Raw genomic sequence first — 20174 nt, 5'->3', positions numbered from 1 at the left:
GGAATAAGCATCCGCGGAAGTCCACGGACAAGCGCTCCGGACCGCCGACCGGTCCGGAGCGCCACGTACCCGGGTCAGGAACCCGAGCACCCCGCCGGGTCCGGCCGCGACGCGTCGCTGATCAAGGCTTCATGTGCTGCCTTGAGCCGCTTCACGTCGGGCTTGACGACCCTGCGGTCGTAGGTGAGCAGACCGTTCAACTCGCCCTCCACATCCGAGATCTGGGTGTAGACGGCGCCGTTGCCTCCCTTGCAGGCGAGCTTGTGCACCTCGTCGAGCTTGGTGAGGTAGTCGTCCGTGTACGTCGCCGGGTCCACGTCGACGTAGCTCTGCTGCACGGACCAGGCGTGGCCGGGCACCGCGAGTCCGAGACCGCCGTACTCGCCGTTGATCTGCGCCCTCACGCCGTCGGGCTTGGGCGGCAGGGCCGGGCTCGGGTAGCCGTGCTCGTCCATGAGGTCGCCGGTGCCGCCGTCGCGCCCGAGGTTGAGGCCCGACATGCCGTTGACCAGGCGGGTCGGGTCCCAGGCCTTGGCCTGGGTGGCGATGCGGCCCTCGTCGTACTGGCCCCAGCCCTCGTTGAAGGTGACCCACATGACGATCGACGGGTGGTTCGTGTGCTCGTCGATCATCTGCTTCATCTCGGACTCGTACTGGGCGCGGGCCGCCGTGCTCGGGTTACGGCCCGCATCCATCGAAGGCATGTCCTGCCACACCATCAGGCCCAGCTTGTCCGCCCAGTAGAACCAGCGGTCCGGCTCCACCTTGATGTGCTTGCGGACGGAGTTGAAGCCCATCTCCTTGTGCATCTTGAGGTCGTACGCCAGAGCCTCATCGGTCGGCGCCGTGTGCAGCCCGTCCGGCCAGAAGCCCTGGTCGAGCGTGGCCATCAGGAACTGGGGCTTGCCGTTGAGCATCGTGCGCGGGGTGCCGTTGACCTTCTCCACGGAGATGGAGCGCATCCCGAAGTAGCTCTTGACCTGGTCGCGGCCGACGGTCACCTTCAGGTCGTAGAGGAAGGGGTCGTCGGGCGACCAGAGGTGCGGCTTGGCGATCTTCAGCTTGAGCGGTGTGCCCGTGCGTCCGCTCTCCTCCGCGACCTTCTTCTTTCCCGCGTACGCGACTGCCTTGACCGGCACTCCGTTGCGCACGCCCTTCGGCTCGACGGTGACCTGCTTGGTGGCCACGTCGGGCGTGATCTTGAGAGAGTCGGCGTGGTCCGCCGCGACCGGCTCCATCCACACCGTCTGCCAGATGCCGGACGACGGGGTGTACCAGATGCCGCTGGGGTCCAGGCGCTGCTTGCCGACGGGCGGGTTCTCGCCGTCCTTGCCATCGGTCGGGTCGTAGACGCCGACGATCAGTTCCTGGGTCTTGCCCGGCTTCAGGGCGTCCGTGATGTCGACGCTGAACTTGTCGTAGCCGCCCTTGTGCTCGGTGACCTTCTTGCCGTTGACGAACACCTCGGACTGCCAGTCGACCGCGCCGAAGTTGAGCTTGAGGCGCTTGCCGTCACCGACCTTCCAGCCCTGCGGGACGGTGAAGGTCCTGCGGTACCACATGCGGTCCTCGTGCCGTTCCACACCGGAGAGCTGGGACTCCACCGGGTAGGGGACGAGGATCTTCTCGGCGAGCTTCTTGCCGACCGGGGGCTTCTCGCCTGCCTTGGCCGACGCGAACTGCCAGGAGCCGTTGAGGTTGCGCCAGGCGTCACGGGTCAGCTGGGGGCGCGGGTACTCGGGCAGCGCGTTGTCCGGGCTCACATCGTCTGCGAACTTGGTGCGCAGCTGGTGCTCGGAGTGGTTGGGGCCGCTGCTCCAGAACTGGGCGACAGCCTTGCCGTCTGCGCCGTTCAGGCCGCCCTTGCCGTCGTAGCGCAGGTCGGCGGTGCCCTTCGCGTTGCCCTTCTTGTTGCCGACCACGGGCTCCTTGAGGGCCACGAGGAGGGCGCGCGGGTCCTTGGGGTCGGCCTTGACCGCGCCGATGGGCCACTTGGCTCCGCCGATGACCGCCTCGATGTGGTCCGCGAGGCCGTTCGGGGGCGCCGCGAGCTTCTGGGCGAAGTCGAGCTTGAGCGTGCGGCCGTCCTTGAGGACCGTGGCGGCCGTGGCGCCGTCGTAGTCGAAGCCGTCGGGGAGGCGGAAGGCGGACTGCGGGATCGCCACCTTGCTGCCGCCGGGCTCGGTCCAGCGCAGGTGGAGGTTGGAGCCGCCGTAGTGCTCGAAGTACTCGACCTTGATGTCGTAGGCCTTTCCGGCCTCCAACTCGACCGGCTTCGCGGTCTGTTCCTTGTCCCAGTCGTCGACCCAGTGGTCGATGGTCAGCTTGCCGTCGACCCAGAGCCGGAAGCCGTTGTCGCCGATCATGGAGAAGGTGTGGGCACCGGTCTTCTCCGGGACGACCTTGCCGGTCCAGCGGACGGTGGCGTCGTCGGCCTTGCCGGTGGCGAAGGCCAGGCGCGGGTCAAGGTTGTCGAAGTCGATCCGCTGGTCGAAACCGGTGGCCTTGAGCTCGTGGAAGTCGAAGGCGCCGGGGGCTGACTGGGTGTAGTACTCGCCCTTCAGGCCGTGTACTTCGGGGGGTTCGTCCGCTGCTGTCGCGGCCGGTACGGCTGTGAGTCCGGCGAAGGCGAGGGCAACGGTGAGCAGCAGTATCAGTCGCTGCCTGACTCGTCTGTGTCGGGTGGGGCGCACGGATCCTCCATTGCTTGAAGCGGTGCTTGAAGGCTGTGGAAGGGGGTGGCGGCTCGCCGCCGCAGTCTGTACAACGAATCTGTACAACGTTGGAAGGAACGGCAGTTGGAATGACAGCACGCCCTCCGGCGCGCTGTCCAGGGCCATGACAAACACCCCGGGACAGGGGTGCATCTCGACGCAGGGAGCTGCACGTGCGGGTTAGCCTCAAAGACGTCGCAGAGCGCGCGGGCGTCTCCATCAAGACCGTCTCGAACGTGGTGAACAAATATCAGCACGTCACCCCGGCGATGCGGGCGCGTGTACAGGAGGCGATCGACGAGCTCGGCTACCGCCCCAACTTGACGGCACGTCACCTGCGAAAAGGCCGTACGGGAATCATCGCGCTCGCCGTTCCCGAGCTGGGAAACCCCTACTTCGCCGAGTTGGCGGGCGCGGTCATCGACGCAGCGGCCGAGCACGATTTCACGGTCCTGCTCGACCACACCCGTGGCGAACGCGAGCAGGAGGTCCTGGTCAGCCAGGGGTTTCGCGCCCGGGTGATCGACGGCCTGATCCTGAGCCCCCTTGAGCTGGAGTCGGACGACCTCCTCGGCCGCGAGGACGACGTTCCGCTCGTGCTGCTCGGCGAGCGCCAGTACGCCCTGCCGTACGACCACATCGCGATCGACAACGTGGCGGCGGCGCACACGGCGGTACGTCATCTCATCAGCCGGGGCCGCACCCGCATCGCCTATCTCGGCGCACGGACGGACTCCGCGAACCAGCCGGCGAACCTGCGACTCCAGGGCTGGCGGGAAGAGTTGACGCAGGCGGGCCTTGCCGCGCCGGAAAGCCTGGTGGGACCGGTAGGCGGCTGGAACCGCTGGGACGGTGCGAAGGCGATGGCGCGGATGCTGGACGCGGGGGTGCGGCCCGACGCGGTGTTCGCGTACAACGACCTGGTGGCGATCGGGGCCATGCGCGTACTCCACGAACGCGGTCTGCGCGTGCCGTGGGATGTGGCGGTGGTCGGCTTCGACGACATCGCGGAGGGGCAGTTCGGAGCGGTCACGCTGACCACGGTCTCGCCGGACAAGCAGGCCATCGCCCGCCTTGCGGTGGCCTCGCTGCTGCGGAGCCTGGAGGGCGGCGCGGAGCCCGAAGGGCGCGAACTGGCCGCTGAATTCCGCCTGGTGGAGCGCGAAAGCACACTGGGCCGACGCTGAGTCACCAGGGGGCTCCCCTTGCGCGGAGGGTTTACAGCGTCCTTTCAACGATGTAAAAAGCTCCCCGTACCGCCGAGTTGACCGTAGTTGCCGATCCTCCCGTGAGCGCTCTCCGCGCCGGGGCCGTGCCGTTTTGGGGACTCCATGAAGCCGACCACACGCCTTAGCCGCATCTCAGCCAGGACTCTCCTTGCCGCCGGTCTCGCCGCGAGCCTCGCGCTCGCCACCGGATGCGCCAAGTCCGAGGACGACGACAAGGGATCCACCGCGCAGGACAAGGGCGATTCGGGCCAGGTCGTCTCGGAACCGAGCGCGGGCAGCGGCGAGACCTGCGCGATAGACGCCTACGGCGGCAAGAAGCTCGACCTCAAGTCCGCCACCGTCGGCTTCTCCCAGTCGGAGAAGGAGGCCAACCCCTTCCGCATCGCGGAGACGGCGTCCATCAAGGCCGAGGCGAAGAAGCGCGGCGTCAAGCTGCTCACCGCCAACGCCCAGTCGCAGTTCTCCAAGCAGATCAGCGACGTCCAGGACCTCATCGCCAAGGGCGCCGACCTCCTGGTCATCGCACCCCTGAACTCCGACGGCTGGGAGCCGGTGCTCCGCGCGGCCTCCGCCAAGCACATCCCGATCGTCACCGTCGACCGCAAGATCAACGCCGAGGCCTGCAAGGACTACGTGAGCTTCATCGGCTCCGACTTCGTCGAGCAGGGCAAGCGCGCGGCCGACCAGATGATCAAGTCGACGGGCGGCAAGGGCGAGGTCGCGATCCTGCTCGGCGCGGCGGGCAACAACGTCACCACCGAGCGCACCAAGGGCTTCCAGGACCGCATCAAGGAGAAGGCCCCCGATCTGAAGGTCGTCTTCAAGCAGACGGGCGAGTTCGCCCGCGAGAAGGGCCAGCAGGTCACCGAGCAGCTCATCCAGTCCAAGCCGGACATCAACGGCATCTACGCCGAGAACGACGAGATGGGCCTCGGCGCCGTCAACGCCCTCAAGGGCGCGGGCAAGAAGGCCGGCGACGTGAAGATCGTGACGGTCGACGGCACGCGCAACGCCGTGCAGGGCATCGTCGACGGCTGGATCGACGGCGTCATCGAGTCGAACCCGCGCTTCGGTCCGCTCGCCTTCCAGACCCTGGACACCTTCACCAAGGGCACGAAGGTCTCGCAGGACATCGTCATCAAGGACAGCGCGTACACGAAGGACAACGCCAAGGCGGACCTCGGCAAGGCGTTCTGAGATGTCCGACGTCCTCGCGGTCACCCACCTCAGCAAGACGTTCCCGGGCGTACGCGCCCTGGACGGGGTCGACTTCACCGCGCGCGCCGGTGAGGTGCACGCCCTGATAGGCGAGAACGGCGCGGGCAAGTCCACGCTGATCAAAGTCCTGACGGGCGTGTACGCACCGGACGCGGGCGAGCTGACGTACAAGGACAAACAAGTCTCCTTCGCCACCCCTCTCGACGCTCAGCACGCGGGCATCTCCACGATCTACCAGGAGGTCAACCTCGTCCCCCTGATGAGCGTGGCCCGCAATCTCTTCCTCGGCCGCGAGCCACGCGGCCGGCTCGGCCTCATCGACTTCCGCCGCATGCACCGCGAGGCGGACGAGGCCCTGCAGCGGCTCGGCGTACGCGTGGACGTGCGCCGCCCGCTGCGCGAACTCGGCGTGGGCGCACAGCAGATGGTGGCCCTGGCCCGAGCGGTCTCGGTCGACGCGCAAGTCGTCATCATGGACGAGCCGACGTCGTCACTCGAACCCCGCGAGGTCCAGACCCTGTTCGGCGTGATCCGCATGCTGCGGGACCGCGGGATCGCGGTGATCTACGTCAGTCACCGCCTGGAGGAGCTCTACGAGGTGTGCGACGCGGTCACCGTCCTGCGCGACGGCAAACTGGTGCACACAGGACCGATCGCGGAACTAGACCGCCTCCGCCTCGTATCCCTGATGCTGGGCCGAGAGGTCGGGGAGGTCCAAGAGGAGGGCGTCACCAAGTTCTCAGGAGACCACGACCCAGAGACCCAACCCATCCTCCAGGCATCCAACCTGACGATGCGCCACCACTTGCACGGAGTCTCCGTCGAGATCCGCCCCGGCGAGGTGGTGGGCCTCGGCGGTCTGCTCGGATCGGGCCGCAGCGAGACGGCGAAGGCAATCGCGGGCGCGCTCCCGACCGACTCGGGCAACGTACTGATAGCCGGAACCCCGGTCCGCACCGGCTCACCCCCGGCGGCCATCCGCGCCGGTATCAGCCTCCTCCCCGAGGACCGCAAGGCCGAGGGAATCGTCCCCGGCCTCTCGGTCCGCGAGAACATCGCACTCGCCGCGCTCCCGGGTCTCTCGCGCTTCGGCCTGGTGAACGAGACAGCGATCGACAAAATCGTCGACACCTTCATGAAGCGCCTGCGCATCAAGGCCTCGGGCCCCCACCAGAAGGTCGGCGAACTGTCGGGCGGAAACCAGCAAAAGGTCCTCCTGGCCCGCTGGCTGGCGATGAACCCCAAGGTCCTCCTCCTCGACGAGCCCACCCGAGGCATAGACATCGGCGCGAAGGCGGAAGTCCAAAAACTGATCGACGAGCTGGCAAACGACGGCCTCGCAGTCCTCCTCATCTCCTCCGACATGGAGGAACTGATCGAGGGCTCGGACCGGGTAGTGGTCCTCAAGGACGGCACGGTGATAGAGGAACTCACCGGTTCCCAGGTCACAGAAGACGCCCTCATGCGAGCGATAGCAGCCACCGGGAGCCCCGGTGACTAGCCCCCACCGCACCCGAGGCCGCCGTTCCGACCGGAGGGGACGTGCCGGTATTTCCGCCCGGAGCACGGTTCGCATCGCTCCGGAACCGAAGCAGAAGAGCGCCCACAAGCGGATGGCGAGGACGGACATACCGGCGCGGCCCCGCCCCCACAGACAGCCAACGGCGCACCCGCACCCGGGCTCGCACCCGCCCACCCCGGAGTTCCCATGACTGACCTAGCCCTGGGAGGCAAAGCCCCCGCCGACCGCGAGCGCGTCCTCCGATACCTCCAGAACTACGGCGTCTACCTAGGCGTAGCCGTCCTCCTGATCCTCAACATCGCCCTCACGCCGCACTTCCTCTCCGCCGAGAACTTCCGCACCCAGGCGGTCCAGGTAGCCCCGGTCCTCATCGTCGCGCTCGGCATGGCCCTGGCCATCGGCAGCGAGGGCGTGGACCTCTCCGTCGGCTCCGTCATGGCGCTCTCCACGTCCCTCCTCTCCCTCTACCTGGGCTACGGGACATGGATCGCCCTCATCGTCGCGATCATCGGCGGCGCGGCCATCGGCCTCGCCAGCGGCTCCCTCATCGCGTTCATCGGCGTCCAACCCATCGTCGCCACCCTCGCGCTGATGGTCGCGGGCCGAGGCCTCGCCCTCGTCCTACTGCCCCAGCTCAAGGACGTACGCGACCCGACCATGGCGTCGCTCGGCTCGGGCGACGTCCTCGGCATCCCCTACCTCGTCCTGATCGCCGCGGCCCTCGCACTCATCGTGGCCTTCGTCGTCCGACGCACCACGTTCGGACGCCAGCTGCTCGCCATCGGCGACAGCCGCCCGGCGGCCCGCCTCGCGGGCCTCCCCGTACGACGCGTCCTGATCCTCGTGTACGTCTGCTCCGGAGCCCTCGCCGCCATCGCGGGCGTCCTGGCGACGGCCCGCCTCACCGCCAGCGATCCCACCTCGCTCGGCAACCTCATGGAACTGTCCGCGATCACGGCTGTCGTGGTCGGCGGCACACCGCTCAGCGGCGGGCGCGTACGGATCGGCGGCACCGTCGCGGGCGCCGTACTGATCCAGTTGCTCACCGCCACGCTCATCAAGCACGATCTGCCGCCCTCCTGGACACAGATCGCCCAGGCCGTAGTGATCATTCTCGCCGTCTACGCGGCACGGGAGAGGGGCAAGCGGTGACCGGCACCGTCCTATCCGAGGCCAAGCCCATGAAGAAGCCGGAGGACGAGGAGACCGGCGCGAGCCGCTCCGACCGCCTCAGCGCACTCGCCCAGCAGCACGGCGCCCTGGTCACCCTGGTGGTCGCCGTCATCGCGGCATCGCTCAGCTTCGACACGTTCCTGACCGGCGACAACCTGGAGAACATGGCGGTATCTTCCGCCTTCCTCGCGGTCGTCGCCCTCGGCATGACGTTCGTGATCGTCACGGGTGGCATCGACCTCTCGGTCGGCTCGCTCTTCGCGCTCGGCGGCGTACTCGCGGCCTGGGGCTCGCAGTACGGGACGGCGGTCGCGCTGCTCCTGCCCCTGGCCGTCTGCGGACTCATCGGCCTCGTCAACGGCCTCCTGATCGCCCGCTCCCGCCTGGCCCCCTTCATCGTGACGCTTGCCGCGATGCTGGGCGCACGCGGCATCCTCCTGTCCATCACCGACGAGGGCTCCAAGACCTACCTGGTCGACAAGGACTCGTTCTTCGCGACCCTCGGCCAGGGGAAGATCCTGGGCATCGGAGCCCCGGTCTGGATCACGCTCGCCCTCTTCGTCGTGGGTGCCGTGGTCCTGCGCCGCAGCCGTTTCGGCCAGTACGTGTACGCGGTCGGCGGCAACGAGGACGCGGCGGCCCTCATGGGCGCCCCGGTGGCCCGCACCAAGGTCACCGTGTACATGCTCTCCGGCCTCTGTGCGGGCCTCGCGGGCGCGCTCAACGCGGCCTGGCTCGTCTCGGGCGTCACCATCCTCGGATCGGGCATGGAGCTTGAGGCGATCTCCGCGGTCGTCATCGGAGGCACGCTGCTGACCGGCGGGTTCGGGTTCATCAGCGGATCACTCGTCGGCGTACTGCTCCTGAAGGTCATCCAGAACGTCATCAACCAGATCGGCTCGCTCGACTCCGCCTACCAACAGGTCGTCAGCGGCGCCTTCCTGGCATTGGTCGTGATCGCGCAGACGTGGCTCGGCCGCAGACGCAGGGTCCTCTAGGGGCTACAGAGGTACGACCTGAAGCTACAAAGGGACGACCTGTCCCTTGCCCAGCGCGATCACACCCCCCTTCGACACCGTGTAGAGCTCTTCGTCCCGCTCAGGGTTGACCCCGATCGTCGCCCCGGGCGGGACGTCCACGTTCTTGTCGAGTACGGCCCCCCGCACCACCGCTCCCCTGCCCACGCGGACGTTGTCGTGCAGCACAGAGCCCTGCACGACCGCACCGTCCTCGATCGTCACACCCGGCGAGAGCACGGAGCGCGTGACCTGCCCCCGGATGACACACCCCGGGCTGACGATGGACTCGCTCGCGATACCGGCCGCGCAGAACTTGGCGGGCGGTAAGCCCCCCGGGTGGGTGTAGATGGGCCAGCGCCGGTTATCCAGGTTGAAGACCGGCTGGTCGGAGATCAGGTCCATGTGCGCTTCGTAGTACGCGTCGAGCGTGCCGACGTCACGCCAGTAGCCGTGATCGCGCGCGGTCTCGCCCGGCACGTGATTGTCGTCGAAGTCGTACACCTGGGCCAGGCCGCGCTCGGTGAGCATGGGCAGGATCGAACCGCCCATGTCGTGCTTGGAGTTGTCGTCCTCGGCGTCCTGCTGGATCGCGTCGACGAGGGTCTTCGTCGTGAAGACGTAGTTGCCCATGGAGGCGAACACCTCGTGCGGCGATCCGGGCAGTCCCGGCGGGTCGGTGGGCTTCTCCAGGAAGCCCTCGACGCGTGTGCCGTCCCGGGCGGGCGTGATGATCCCGAAGGACGAAGCCTCCGAACGCGGCACGCGGATCCCCGCGACCGTCACCCCCGCGCCGCTCTCGAAGTGCTGGTTGAGCATCTGCCGGGGATCCATGCGGTAGACGTGGTCGGCGCCGAACACCGCGATGTAGTCGGGCTGTTCGTCGTGGACGAGGTTGAGCGACTGCAGGATGGCGTCCGCGCTGCCCAAGTACCAGCGCGGGCCCAGGCGTTGCTGTGCCGGGACCGGGGTGACGTAGTTGCCGAGGAGGCTGGACATCCGCCAGGTGGTGGTGACGTGCCGGTCGAGGGAGTGCGACTTGTACTGGGTCAGTACGCAGATCCGCAGGATGTCGCCGTTGACGAGATTGGAGAGCACGAAGTCGACGAGGCGGTACGTGCCGCCGAACGTGACCGCTGGTTTGGCCCGGTCGGCCGTGAGGGGCTGCAGGCGCTTCCCCTCACCGCCCGCCAGGACGATTCCGAGCACCGAAGGTCCACCGCGCATCGCGCCGCCCCCTTAACTGGGATCACTTGGACTCGAGTAACTCCTCGTACACGTCGGTCGTGCGTCGCGCGACCGCGTCCCAGCCGAACTCCCTGACCGCGCGGTCCCGTCCGGCGGCGCCCATCCGGGACGCGGCGCCCGGATCGGCGACCAGTTCGTTCAGGGCCTGCGCGAGCCGCGCCTCGAAGGCCGTCGGCTCCTTCTCCTCGTACGGGACGAGGAGCCCTGTGCTCTTGTCGGCGACGACCTCGGGGATGCCACCGACGTTCGACGCCACGACCGGGGTGCCGCAGGCCATCGCCTCCAGGTTGACGATGCCGAGCGGTTCGTAGATGGAGGGGCAGACGAAGACCCGCGCGTGAGTGAGAAGTTGGACGATCTGCTGACGGGGCAGCATCTCCGGGATCCAGTGGACTCCCCCGCGGGCCAGGCTCAGCTCCTCGAAGAGAACGCGGAACTCGGCGTCGATCTGCGGGGTGTCGGGAGCTCCGGCGCAGAGCACGAGCTGGGCGGCCGGGTCCAACTCCTTGGCCGCGCGCAGCAGATGGGGGACACCCTTCTGCCGGGTGATGCGTCCGACGAACAGGACGTAGGGCCGCTCGGGGTCGATCCCCAGGTGCTCAAGCACGTCCGTGCCGGGGTCGGGGCGGTACAGGCCGGTGTCGATGCCGTTGTGGACGACGTGCACTTTCGCCGGGTCGATGGCGGGGTAGCAGCCGAGGATGTCTTCCCGCATGCCGCGCGATACGGCGATCACGGCGTCGGCGGCCTCGACGGCGGTGCGCTCGGCCCAGCTGGAGAGGGCGTACCCACCGCCCAGCTGCTCGGCCTTCCAGGGGCGCAGGGGCTCCAGGGAGTGCGAGGTCATGACGTGCGGGATGCCGTGCAGGAGCTTGCCGAAGTGGCCCGCGAGGTTGGCGTACCAGGTGTGGGAGTGGACGAGGTCGCAGCCCGCCAGAGCGGCCGCCATGGACAGGTCCACGGAGAAGGTCCGCAGCGCGTCGTTGGCGCCGTCCAGGGCGCTCCAGGCCTGGTGGCGTACGAGTCCTTCGGCGGCCCCCTGATCTCCCCAGCAGTGCACGTCGACGTCGACGAGGGACCCCAACTCCCTTGCGAGGAACTCGACATGGACTCCGGCTCCGCCATAGACGTCCGGCGGATACTCCCGGGTGAGCAGTCCTACTCGCACGCAGAACCTCCCGTCCGTCCACCCCAGCAGTCGGTCGCCCGCCCCCACATGGTCACCCAGAAGCGCCCGGCGGGGAAGAGCCCCGCACCGACCTCTGGCAGGACGCTACGGAAGGAACTTCTCGGCGTGTTCGGTCAAGGCAGAATCTCGACGTATCCGTCGGTTCCGTGCACACGGATCCGCTGCCCGTCCCGGATGAGACGAGTGGCCTGGTCCACGCCCACGACGGCCGGCAAGCCGTACTCCCTGGCGATCACCGCGCCATGGGTCATCAGGCCGCCCACCTCCGTCACCAGGCCCGCGATGCCGACGAACAGCGTCGACCAGCTGGGGTCCGTGAAGGTCGTGACCAGGATGTCGCCCGCTTCGAGGTCCGCCTCCGCCATGTCGAGGACGACGCGGGCCCGGCCCTCGATGGTCCCGGCGGAGACCGGGAGGCCGACCAGGGCCCCGGCCGGCACGTCGTCGCGCCGGTACGCCCCGGTGACGGCCTCGCCGTCCGATGTGAGGACCCGGGGCGGCGTGAGCGCCTGGTACGAACGGAACGCGTCCTTGCGCTCCTGGATGAGCCGGTCATCCGCCTGGTGCGAGCGCGCGATGTCGTGCAGCTCCTGGAACGTGAGGTAGAAGACGTCCTCCTTCTCAGGAAGCACGTCGGCCTGCACGAGGCGTTCGGCCTCCGCCAACAGGGCCTGCTTGTAGACGAAGTAGCGGCTGACGATGCCGTACTTCGGGTACTCGCGGTAGCCGATGAAGGTGCGGACCCGGTCGATCATCCGCTTGGTCTCTTCGGCTTTCGCCTCACCGTCCGGCAGCTCCCGCAAGCGCGACAGCACGTCCTGTTCCTTCTTCCGCGCCTTCTGCCTGCCTTCCTCGAAGCGCCGTTCGGCGGCACCCGGCTCGAAGTTCCGCACGTTGTCGAGGATCGCGGGTACGAGCGTGGTGGGGCGCTCGCTCCAACGCGGCCTCGTGATGTCGATCTCGCCCGCGCAGCGCATGCCGTACTGATCGAGGTAGGCCTCGACGGCATCGCGCGCCTCGGTCCCGCCCTCGACCTTCGCCAGCTCGTCCAGGAAGGTCGTGTCATCTACGTGATCGACGCCCCGCAGGAACGCCACCACCTCCGGCTGCGGGCGGATCACGTCCGCGACGTCGAGCAGCGCGAGGCCCATCTCCGACGTGATGTTGCCGGGGGCGGACAGAGTGAGCGTGTCAGCCGCGTTCTTCTCGCCGAGCCACTCCCGCAGCTTGTCGTTGAGCCACCACGTGGCCTCCATCCCCGCCATGATCGCCTGCATGTTCAGCGGGTCACTGAGGACTTGCTTGTGCTCGTCGAAGGCCTCGAGGAGGAAGTCGAACAGCGCCGGTCCGCTCTTCGTCCGGATCTCGCGCTCCAGGGCGGCGATGGACGTCCGGCTGCGCTCGATCAGCTCGGGGACGACGGCCGGATCGGTCTCGACCGGTGCGGAAGCGGCGCGGACCGGCGGCCCGCCGGGGCCCGCGTCCGGGAGCGAGGGAACGAAGTCGTCACGGTCGAGGATCGTCTCCAGGGCATCCCTGATCAGCGGATCGGATCTCCCCACCATGTCCAGGAAGCCGGTGCGGCTCGCGGGCGAGGCCAGGCGCTGGATGGCGTCGACGAACAGCCTCCCGCCCGCCTCGAGCATCGGCGCCATGGCCGTCAGCTGCCACATGGAGATCCCGAGGGGCTTCATGGGGTCGGTCATCATCTGCTGATGACCGACGGACAGGTAGACGTGGTTGTCCTGGTCGCCGATCTCGGGGACGGGGAACAGCGTCGTGATCGGCCTGCTCTGAACGATCTGGAAGTCGTCGTCGACCAGGCACCATTCGATGTCCTGCGGGCGGCCGAAGTGCGCTTCGATCCGCCGTCCGAGACGCACGAGCCGTACGACCTGCTCATCCGTCAGCGCCGGCTGCTCCTGCCGCTGTGAGTCGATCGCCACTTCCTGCGTGCCGCCGGTCGGCAGGGCGTGCACGGCACGCTGTTTGGCGGCGATCGTCTTGGCGACGACTTCGCCGTGCCGCACCTTGAAGACGTCCGGGTTCACCAGGCCGGAGACCAGCGCCTCGCCGAGGCCGAAACCGGCGTCCACGGTGGCGACCTTCCGGTTGCCCGTGACGGGGTCGGCCGTGAAGAGGATGCCGGATGCCTGCGGGAAGGCCATCTGCTGCACGACGACGGCCATGTGGACCGTACGGTGGTCGATGCCGTTCCTCTCGCGGTAGGTCACGGCCCGCTCGGTGAACAGCGAGGCCCAGCACCGGCTGACGTGCTCGAGGACAGCCGTCGGCCCCACGATGTTCAGGTAGGTGTCCTGCTGGCCCGCGAAGGAGGCCGTAGGAAGGTCCTCCGCCGTCGCGCTGGACCGGACGGCGTAGGCGGCCTGCTCGCCGGTCCTGGCCAGCGCGCGGGTGATCGACGCCGCGATGTCGCCCGGAACGGCGACCGTCTCGATGGTCCGGCGAATCCGCGCGCTGAGCGTGCGGACCGCCTCCCGGTCGTCCCGGTCCAGGCGTGACAGCTGATCGAGCTGATCGCCGATCGAAGGATCTTCCGCCATGATCCGCCGGAAGGCGTCCGTCGTCACGCAGAAGCCGGTCGGTACACGGATGCCTTCGATCCGCGAAAGGCCACCCAGGTGCGCGCCCTTGCCGCCGACGACCGCGACCTGTGTCTCGTCAGCTTCTTGGAGATCCCACACGTACTGCTCGATCATCGCGATGCCTCCGGGCAACAGGTAGTGACCTAGGTCGAGGATTTTGCGCCACCCCCCGGGCCTTGCCGCAAGCCCCCTGGTGCGCTATACGTTGAGAAGGGTAAGGAGAGAGATCTTCTTGCCCTTTTTTCAGCCTGTCGGTCCGGTGACTTCCTGGGTCCCGAGGACGGCGAGCAGGTCGAGGAGACCGGCGCTGTCGGTGCCGACCGCGGGCGTGAACCAGAGCAGCCGCTGCCGTCCGTCCTCGCTGAACAGGTTGAGGCAGTTGACCTCGATCAGGCCCAGTGTGGGGTGGTTGAGGCGTTTGCGGTCGTCGCGCCGGAACGCCACGTCGTGGTCGGCCCACAGGGCGGCGAATTCGGGTGAGGCGCCAAGCAGCGAGCTGATCATCGAGCCTGCTTCGGTGTCTTTGGCATCGCGTCTGGCGGCAGCCGCCCGCAGGTCGGCGACGAAGGCCCGGGACTGGCCCGCATGGTCGGCCTCGGGATACAGCTGCCGGGCGGCGGGGTCGGTGAACCACCGGTGGACGAAGCTGGCCCGAGCTCCCCTGAGGCCTGAGTGGTCACCGAGCAGCGCCACCGCCAGCGGATTCTGTACCAGCGTGACGTGCAGGTCGGTGATGACCTGTGCGGGTGTCGACGTCAGACGGGCGAGCAGGTCGAGCATGCCGGGGTGGACGTGCGAGGCCGGTCCGCCGTGCGCGGGCACCGGGCGGTCCGCCAGGTGGTAGAGGTAGTCCCGCTCGTCGGCGGTCAGGCGCAGCGCCCTCGCAAGGGCGGCGATCATCTGCTCGGAGGGCTGGGATCCCGCGCCGCGTTCGAGTTCGTTGTAGTAGTCCACCGACGCGCCGGCGAGCTGGGCGACCTCATCGCGGCGCAGCCCGGGCACCCGGCGTCGGGGCCCCTGGACGAATCCGACATCGGCCGGGCGGATGCGTGCGCGCCGCGAACGCAGGAAAGCCCCCAGCTCGGTGTATTTCGCAGAACTCATGCCTGCCATTCTGCGTCCGGCCTGGTCACCGACACAGGGGATGACATCCCCTGGTTCCGCCGTCCGGTGCCGCGCATCGTGGAGGACATGACTACGAACCAACCCACCACCGCTCCCACCACCACTCCCCCTCCGGCGGCCGAGCGGGTCGCCGTCGTCACCGGCGGATCACGCGGCATCGGCCGGGCGGTCTCCCTCGAGCTCGCCAGGGACGGCCTGGCCGTCGTGGTGAACTACGCCCGCGACACCGCTGCCGCCGAGGAGACGGTGGCGGCGATCACCGCCACCGGCGGGCGGGCCATCTCGGTGCGGGCGGACGTGGCGGACGAGCACGCGGTCGCCGCGTTGTTCGATCGGGCGGAGCAGGAGTTCGGCGGCGTGGACGTCGTGGTGAACTGCGCAGGGCGGCTCGCTCTGTCGACCGTCGCCGACCTCGACCTGGCGGTGCTCGACTCCATGCACCGCACCAACATCCGCGGCACCTTCGTCGTCGCCCAGCAGGCCGCACGGCGACTGCGCGCCGGCGGCTCGTTCGTGGGGTTCTCGACCTCCGTGGTCGGCACGCGGTTCCCCGCCTACGGCGCCTACGCGTCGAGCAAGGCAGCCGTCGAGTCGCTCACGCTGATCCTCGCCCGCGAGCTGCGCGGGCGGGACATCACCGTCAACACCGTCGCCCCCGGCCCCACGGCCACGGACCTGTTCCTCGAGGGCAAGACTCCCGAGCAGATCGACCAGCTCGCCAAGACCCCGCCCCTGGAGCGCCTCGGCACCCCGGAGGACATCGCCCGGGTGGTCGCCTTCCTCACCAGCGCGGCAGGGCACTGGGTCAACGGCCAGGTCCTGCGGGCCAACGGGGGCATGGTGTGACGCCGGAGCCACCGTTCTGGTCACAGGCCTGGCGTACGGCGACGGGGAGCTCGCTCGAAGCAGCAGTCGCCGCACAGACCGCCGTTGGGGCATCGGTAGTAGAGGCAGCAGCTGCGCCGCCGGAACGCTGTGCCGCTGAGGGTTCCGGTGCCGCGCAGGTCGGGGTGGTCGAAGAGTTCGGCTGCCAGCGCCCTGGCGCGCTCCCCCACTTCGGTACGTCCCGTGCGCCGCGCCCAGGTGTCCAGCTCTCTGGCCGCGCCCGCGAGCGCCGAGCCCGCATTGCCCCACAGCAGCGGTGCGGAGATCCGGTACCGCGTGCGCAGGGCATCGGCCAGGGGCGCCAGATGGCCGAGCTGTACGACGTCCCGGATGCTCGCGGCGTCTCCGGGCCGAGTCGTCACGTCCGTCAGCCACAGGTCGTCGGGGCTGCTGCCGTCCGCGTCCCAGTGCAGCAACGCCGGTTCCAGGTAAGGCACTTCGCCGTGCAGCGCGGCCGATCCGAGCGCCACGGACCACAGCCGCGCCGCGAGCCCGAGGTGCGCCACGGAGACCCCGATCCGCAGATCGGGCGCGCCGAGGCGGTCGGCGACCTTGTCGACGCGGAACGCGAGGGGCCCCTCGTCCCCCGCGTACACCCGTGCCAGGGACGTCACCTGAGCGCCGCCCGGCGGCGCCCCTGTACGCAGGGCGAAGAATCCGCCGACGGACGCGACTTCTGTCAGGTCGAGAGAGGCTTTCACGACAGCAGAGCCTAGGCGTCCCGGCGGAACAGGGCCGTCCACAGGAAGGGCTCGCCGAAGTACGCGGAGTCGGCCGGTTCGTCACGCATGCGGCGCAGTTCGACTTCCGTGAGGTCACAGAAGATCCAGCGCAGGGACTCCGGCGTGTAGGCGAGGCCGCCCTGGAGCGCGGACGCGCGGTAGAAGTCCGCGTCGGGCAGCTCGGAGCCGGAGCCGTCGTCTCCGGCGGCGAAGCTGGTGAGGGCGAGGTGGCCGCCGGGGGCGAGGACGCGGTCGAGCAGCGAGAGGTAGCTGACACGGCGGTGGGGCGGCAGGTGGTGGAAGCAGCCCGAGTCGTGGATCAGGTCGTAGGGACCGCTCAGCTCGGCTTCCGCGAGGGCGAAGGCGTCGCCGCGGTGGAAATGGATGTCCGCCCCGGCCTCGCGGGCCCGCTCCTCGGCCCAGGAGACGGCCGCCGGGGAGAGGTCGACGGCATCCACCCGGAATCCCAGGGAGGCCAGATACAGCGCGTTACGGCCAGGACCGCAGCCCAGATCGAGGGCCCGGCCCGGGGTGAGCAGGCCCCGGTCGACGTACGAGGCGAGGTTCTCGTCCGGTTTCGCCACGAAGAACGGGACCGGCCGCTCGCGATCGGTGTAGAAACCGTCCCACCAGCTTGCCGCGTCAGCGGTCCAGCGGTCGGCTTCTGGCGCGAACAGGCCGTCCATGAGCTTCAGTACGTCGTCGACAGTGCGTATGTTCCGGTTCATCCGGACCCCTTTCCACGAGGGTCAAGAATACGGCCGGGCATCACAAAAGCCCAGGTCAGACGGAATGAACGTAAGTCCGCAGGAGGGTGCTCAAGGGGCTGGGAGCGGCGTAGAAGGGCGGGTGCCCGCGAGAGGTGCGCGGGCGCGCCCGCACCGCGTCCAGTGGCCTGGATGGGGGTGCTCTGAAGGGCCCTCACGCAAGAATTTTCGAGATTCTGGATGATCCAACGAACCATTGCGTAACCCACCCGGGGGAGGACATCTCCCGGGCAGTACTCCATCGGCAGTAGGACCCAATGCCTGCTGAGGTACGACGACGTGGAGCGAAATCCGCGAGATCGTAGGGGGTATGGAAGCCGACCGTTCGCCGCACCGGACGCCCCGGGCCCACCAGGGGGCGCACCACAAGCCGTGGAGCACCTCATGAGTGCCCTCACGCTCGCCGTGCTGCTCTCCCTCGTCTCCGCCGTGGCGTACGCGGGCGGGGCCATTCTCCAGGAGCGCGTCGCCGTGAGCACGCCGGAGCGGCGGTACGCCCCGCTGCGCCGCGGCGCGTGGTGGGTCGCCATCGGGCTGAACGGACTCGGTGCGCTGCTTCACGTGGTGGCGCTCGCGTACGGGCCGCTGAGCCTCGTGCAGCCGCTCGGTGCCCTGACCATCGTGTTCGCCCTGCCGATGGCCGCTCTCTTCGTCCGCCGCAAGGCGGGGGCCACCGCCTGGCGCGGCGCGATCATGGCGACCGTGGGTCTCGCCGGGCTGCTCTCGCTGACGCAGTCGGCCGACGCGCAGTCCCTGGACAGCGCCGAGCGGCTCATGGTGGGCCTGATGACGGCGGGTGCCGTGGTGGCGCTCATCCTCGTGGCGCACGCGGTGCACCGGCATCCGGTGGTGCGCAGCGTGCTGCTCGCCTGCGCGGCGGGTGTCGCCTTCGGTATCGCCTCGGTGTTCACCAAGACGGTGGCGGTGGACCTGGATGCGGGCGTAGCCCTGGCGCAGCAGATCCCCAGCCTCGCCGTGATCGCCGTCCTGGCCGCGGCCGGTGTGCTGATCTCGCAGGCCTCGTACCGGGGCGCGGGCCTGGCGGCGCCGCTGTCGACGGTGACGGTCGTGAATCCGGTCGTGGCGGCCGCGGTGGGCCTCACGCTCTTCGGCGAATCGTTCCGCTACGGCACGGCGGGTACAGCCGTCGCCCTGGGCTTCGGCGTCGTCGCAGCCGGCGGTCTGATCCTGCTGACCACGGAGCGGATCGGCGCGGCGCAGGGTGCTCCGGCACCGACGGTCCCGGTCGCCAAGGGCGGTCCGGCGGCGACGGACGCCGTGCCCGTCGAACCGCACGCCGACGAACTGCACACCGACGAACCGCGTGCCGACGAACTGCGTGCGGTGCCGTCCCAGCTCGCGACCGGGTCGCACCGACGGGCGCCGTTGCGCCACGGTCGCGAGCACATCGGCTCCTGAGCCGGGCAGCCGGGTCGGCCCGCACGTCACGAAGCCCCTGGGGGATCCCCCAGGGGCTTCGGTCTTTCAGGAGCTCTCAGAGCCGGACGCCCTTGGCCCGCAGATAGGCGAGCGGGTCGACGTCGGAGCCGAATCCGGGTCCGGTCCGCACCTCGAAGTGCAGATGCGGGCCCGTGCTGTTGCCGGTGGACCCCGAGCGCGCGATGCGCTGCCCCGCGCCCACCTTCTGCCCGGCCTTCACGGTGAGCGCCGAGAGATGGCCGTACTGGGAGTACTTGCCGTCGGCGTGCCGGATCACCACTTCGTAGCCGTACGAACCGCCCCAGCCGGCCGAGACCACCGTGCCCGCGCCGACGGCCTTCACCGAGGTTCCGGTGGCCACGGGGAAGTCGACTCCCGTGTGGTAGCCCTTGGACCAGGATCCGCCCGCCGCGCGGTACGGGGTGCTCGGCGAGGCCGCCACGGGGGCGGAGAAGCCCTGCGAGGCCTGGGCGGGCTTGGCCTTGTTGGGCTCGGCCTTCGCCTTCTTCGGTTCGGCCTTCGGCTTCGGCTCGGCCTTCTGCTTCGGCTCCGTCCGCGGCTTGGGCGCGGCTTTCTGCTGGTCGGCCTTCTTCTGCGAGGCCTGCAGCGCGAGCCGCTGGCCCGGCGTGATCAGGTCGGGGTCACCGCCGATGGCCTTGCGGTTGGACTCGTACAACTGCCGCCAGCCGCCGCTGACCCGGCGCTCGTCGGCGATCCCGGAGAGGGTGTCGCCGCGGACGACGGTGTACATCTGGCCGCGGCCCGCGGTGGACTGCGGGGTCACTTCGGGCTTGACGTCCTTGGCCTTGCGCTGAGGGGCCTTGTGCTGGGGAGCCTTGCGCTGCGGAGCCTTGGGCTCCGCCTTGTGGCCGCCCATCGGCTGGACGTCGGGCGTTTCGCCGCCCCGCGTCAGGCCCGCCCGCTCCGAGCAGACCGGCCAGGCCCTGGGGCCCTGTGCCTTGAGGACCTTCTCGGCGACGGCTATCTGCTGGTCCTTGGTGGCGCGGTCGGCGCGCGGGGCGTAGGCGGTGCCGCCGTACGCGGCCCAGGTGGACTGGGTGAACTGGAGGCCGCCGTAGAAGCCGTTCCCGGTGTTGATGCTCCAGTTGTTGGTGGACTCGCAGGCCGCGACCTTGTTCCAGGTGTCGACGTCGGCCCCGTGCGCCGTGCCCGTTGCTATCAGCGGGAGCGCCATCCCCGCGCCGCCCGCCGTGACGGTCAACGACGCACGGTTGATCCGGTTCGGCTGATACCGGCGGTGCCGACCGCGTACGGCCATGGGAGCCCCCTCAGTCACACACATCACAGTCACGTCAGACA

Annotated in this window: 15 protein-coding genes; 7 read left to right on the top strand and 8 right to left on the bottom strand. The window is 69.1% G+C overall.

Annotated elements, in window-relative coordinates; all coding sequences use genetic code 11:
* Positions 1-74: 74 nt before the first annotated feature.
* Positions 75-2693 carry a PA14 domain-containing protein gene (locus ACWFRJ_RS40440; protein WP_453543255.1) on the bottom strand — a complete coding sequence of 873 codons (2619 nt, stop codon included), beginning with the start codon at positions 2691-2693 and terminating at the stop codon, positions 75-77.
* A gap of 194 nt (positions 2694-2887) precedes the next feature.
* Here ACWFRJ_RS40440 and ACWFRJ_RS40435 point away from each other — a divergent pair, with 194 nt between their 5' ends.
* The 5 genes from ACWFRJ_RS40435 to ACWFRJ_RS40415 all read left to right on the top strand — a co-directional run bounded on the left by ACWFRJ_RS40435 (position 2888) and on the right by ACWFRJ_RS40415 (position 8854).
* Complete coding sequence (locus ACWFRJ_RS40435) at positions 2888-3901, top strand: LacI family DNA-binding transcriptional regulator (RefSeq protein WP_453543252.1); 1014 nt, start codon at positions 2888-2890, stop codon at positions 3899-3901.
* 144 nt (positions 3902-4045) lie between these two features.
* Positions 4046-5140: an ABC transporter substrate-binding protein gene (locus ACWFRJ_RS40430; protein WP_453543249.1), complete on the top strand. Its 1095-nt coding sequence runs from the start codon at positions 4046-4048 to the stop codon at positions 5138-5140.
* A gap of 1 nt (position 5141) precedes the next feature.
* Positions 5142-6662 carry a sugar ABC transporter ATP-binding protein gene (locus ACWFRJ_RS40425; protein ID WP_453543246.1) on the top strand — a complete coding sequence of 507 codons (1521 nt, stop codon included), beginning with the start codon at positions 5142-5144 and terminating at the stop codon, positions 6660-6662.
* 207 nt (positions 6663-6869) lie between these two features.
* Positions 6870-7835, top strand: coding sequence for an ABC transporter permease (locus tag ACWFRJ_RS40420; RefSeq protein ID WP_453543243.1), 966 nt, complete (start codon positions 6870-6872; stop codon positions 7833-7835).
* 29 nt (positions 7836-7864) lie between these two features.
* Positions 7865-8854 (top strand): ABC transporter permease, encoded by a 990-nt coding sequence (locus ACWFRJ_RS40415; RefSeq protein WP_453543436.1) that lies wholly within the window; start codon positions 7865-7867, stop codon positions 8852-8854.
* Positions 8855-8878: 24 nt separating this feature from the next.
* On the opposite strand, the gene glgC is transcribed toward ACWFRJ_RS40415, so the two are convergent.
* From glgC to ACWFRJ_RS40395, 4 genes are all read right to left on the bottom strand, one after another.
* Positions 8879-10099 carry a glucose-1-phosphate adenylyltransferase gene (gene glgC, locus ACWFRJ_RS40410; protein WP_453543240.1) on the bottom strand — a complete coding sequence of 407 codons (1221 nt, stop codon included), beginning with the start codon at positions 10097-10099 and terminating at the stop codon, positions 8879-8881.
* 22 nt (positions 10100-10121) lie between these two features.
* A complete protein-coding gene (gene glgA / locus ACWFRJ_RS40405; RefSeq protein WP_453543237.1) occupies positions 10122-11288 on the bottom strand; it encodes a glycogen synthase in 1167 nt (388 codons plus the stop codon).
* A 134-nt stretch (positions 11289-11422) separates the two neighbouring features.
* Positions 11423-14029: a rifamycin-inactivating phosphotransferase gene (rph, locus tag ACWFRJ_RS40400; RefSeq protein WP_453543234.1), complete on the bottom strand. Its 2607-nt coding sequence runs from the start codon at positions 14027-14029 to the stop codon at positions 11423-11425.
* A 129-nt stretch (positions 14030-14158) separates the two neighbouring features.
* Positions 14159-15028: a helix-turn-helix transcriptional regulator gene (locus tag ACWFRJ_RS40395; RefSeq protein ID WP_453543231.1), complete on the bottom strand. Its 870-nt coding sequence runs from the start codon at positions 15026-15028 to the stop codon at positions 14159-14161.
* A gap of 78 nt (positions 15029-15106) precedes the next feature.
* Between ACWFRJ_RS40395 and ACWFRJ_RS40390 the strand changes: the two genes are divergently transcribed.
* Positions 15107-15886: an SDR family oxidoreductase gene (locus ACWFRJ_RS40390; protein WP_453543228.1), complete on the top strand. Its 780-nt coding sequence runs from the start codon at positions 15107-15109 to the stop codon at positions 15884-15886.
* A gap of 20 nt (positions 15887-15906) precedes the next feature.
* On the opposite strand, the gene ACWFRJ_RS40385 is transcribed toward ACWFRJ_RS40390, so the two are convergent.
* Both ACWFRJ_RS40385 and ACWFRJ_RS40380 read right to left on the bottom strand, forming a co-directional pair.
* Positions 15907-16626, bottom strand: coding sequence for a (2Fe-2S)-binding protein (locus tag ACWFRJ_RS40385; protein ID WP_453543225.1), 720 nt, complete (start codon positions 16624-16626; stop codon positions 15907-15909).
* A gap of 11 nt (positions 16627-16637) precedes the next feature.
* On the bottom strand, positions 16638-17375 hold the full coding sequence (locus ACWFRJ_RS40380) for a class I SAM-dependent methyltransferase (protein WP_453543222.1): 738 nt from the start codon (positions 17373-17375) through the stop codon (positions 16638-16640).
* Between the two features lie 423 nt (positions 17376-17798).
* Here ACWFRJ_RS40380 and ACWFRJ_RS40375 point away from each other — a divergent pair, with 423 nt between their 5' ends.
* On the top strand, positions 17799-18833 hold the full coding sequence (locus tag ACWFRJ_RS40375) for a DMT family transporter (RefSeq protein WP_453543219.1): 1035 nt from the start codon (positions 17799-17801) through the stop codon (positions 18831-18833).
* Positions 18834-18909: 76 nt separating this feature from the next.
* Here ACWFRJ_RS40375 and ACWFRJ_RS40370 read toward each other — a convergent pair whose 3' ends face one another.
* Entirely contained in the window at positions 18910-20133 is a 1224-nt protein-coding gene (locus ACWFRJ_RS40370) for a transglycosylase family protein (RefSeq protein WP_453543216.1), read from the bottom strand.
* Positions 20134-20174: the final 41 nt, after the last annotated feature.

This window comes from Streptomyces sp. NPDC055239 (assembly GCF_053606205.1).
The sequence above is the reverse complement of the archived record's forward strand: the minus strand, read 5'-3'. Positions and strand labels throughout refer to the sequence as shown.

Coding starts and splice junctions, on each gene's coding strand:
- ACWFRJ_RS40430 (WP_453543249.1), top strand. CDS start 4,046: ATGAAGCCGACCACACGCCTTAGCCGCATCTCAGCCAGGACTCTCCTT.
- ACWFRJ_RS40425 (WP_453543246.1), top strand. CDS start 5,142: ATGTCCGACGTCCTCGCGGTCACCCACCTCAGCAAGACGTTCCCGGGC.
- ACWFRJ_RS40420 (WP_453543243.1), top strand. CDS start 6,870: ATGACTGACCTAGCCCTGGGAGGCAAAGCCCCCGCCGACCGCGAGCGC.
- ACWFRJ_RS40415 (WP_453543436.1), top strand. CDS start 7,865: ATGAAGAAGCCGGAGGACGAGGAGACCGGCGCGAGCCGCTCCGACCGC.
- glgC (WP_453543240.1), bottom strand. CDS start 10,099: ATGCGCGGTGGACCTTCGGTGCTCGGAATCGTCCTGGCGGGCGGTGAG.
- rph (WP_453543234.1), bottom strand. CDS start 14,029: ATGATCGAGCAGTACGTGTGGGATCTCCAAGAAGCTGACGAGACACAG.
- ACWFRJ_RS40395 (WP_453543231.1), bottom strand. CDS start 15,028: ATGGCAGGCATGAGTTCTGCGAAATACACCGAGCTGGGGGCTTTCCTG.
- ACWFRJ_RS40390 (WP_453543228.1), top strand. CDS start 15,107: ATGACTACGAACCAACCCACCACCGCTCCCACCACCACTCCCCCTCCG.
- ACWFRJ_RS40380 (WP_453543222.1), bottom strand. CDS start 17,375: ATGAACCGGAACATACGCACTGTCGACGACGTACTGAAGCTCATGGAC.
- ACWFRJ_RS40375 (WP_453543219.1), top strand. CDS start 17,799: ATGAGTGCCCTCACGCTCGCCGTGCTGCTCTCCCTCGTCTCCGCCGTG.
- ACWFRJ_RS40370 (WP_453543216.1), bottom strand. CDS start 20,133: ATGGCCGTACGCGGTCGGCACCGCCGGTATCAGCCGAACCGGATCAAC.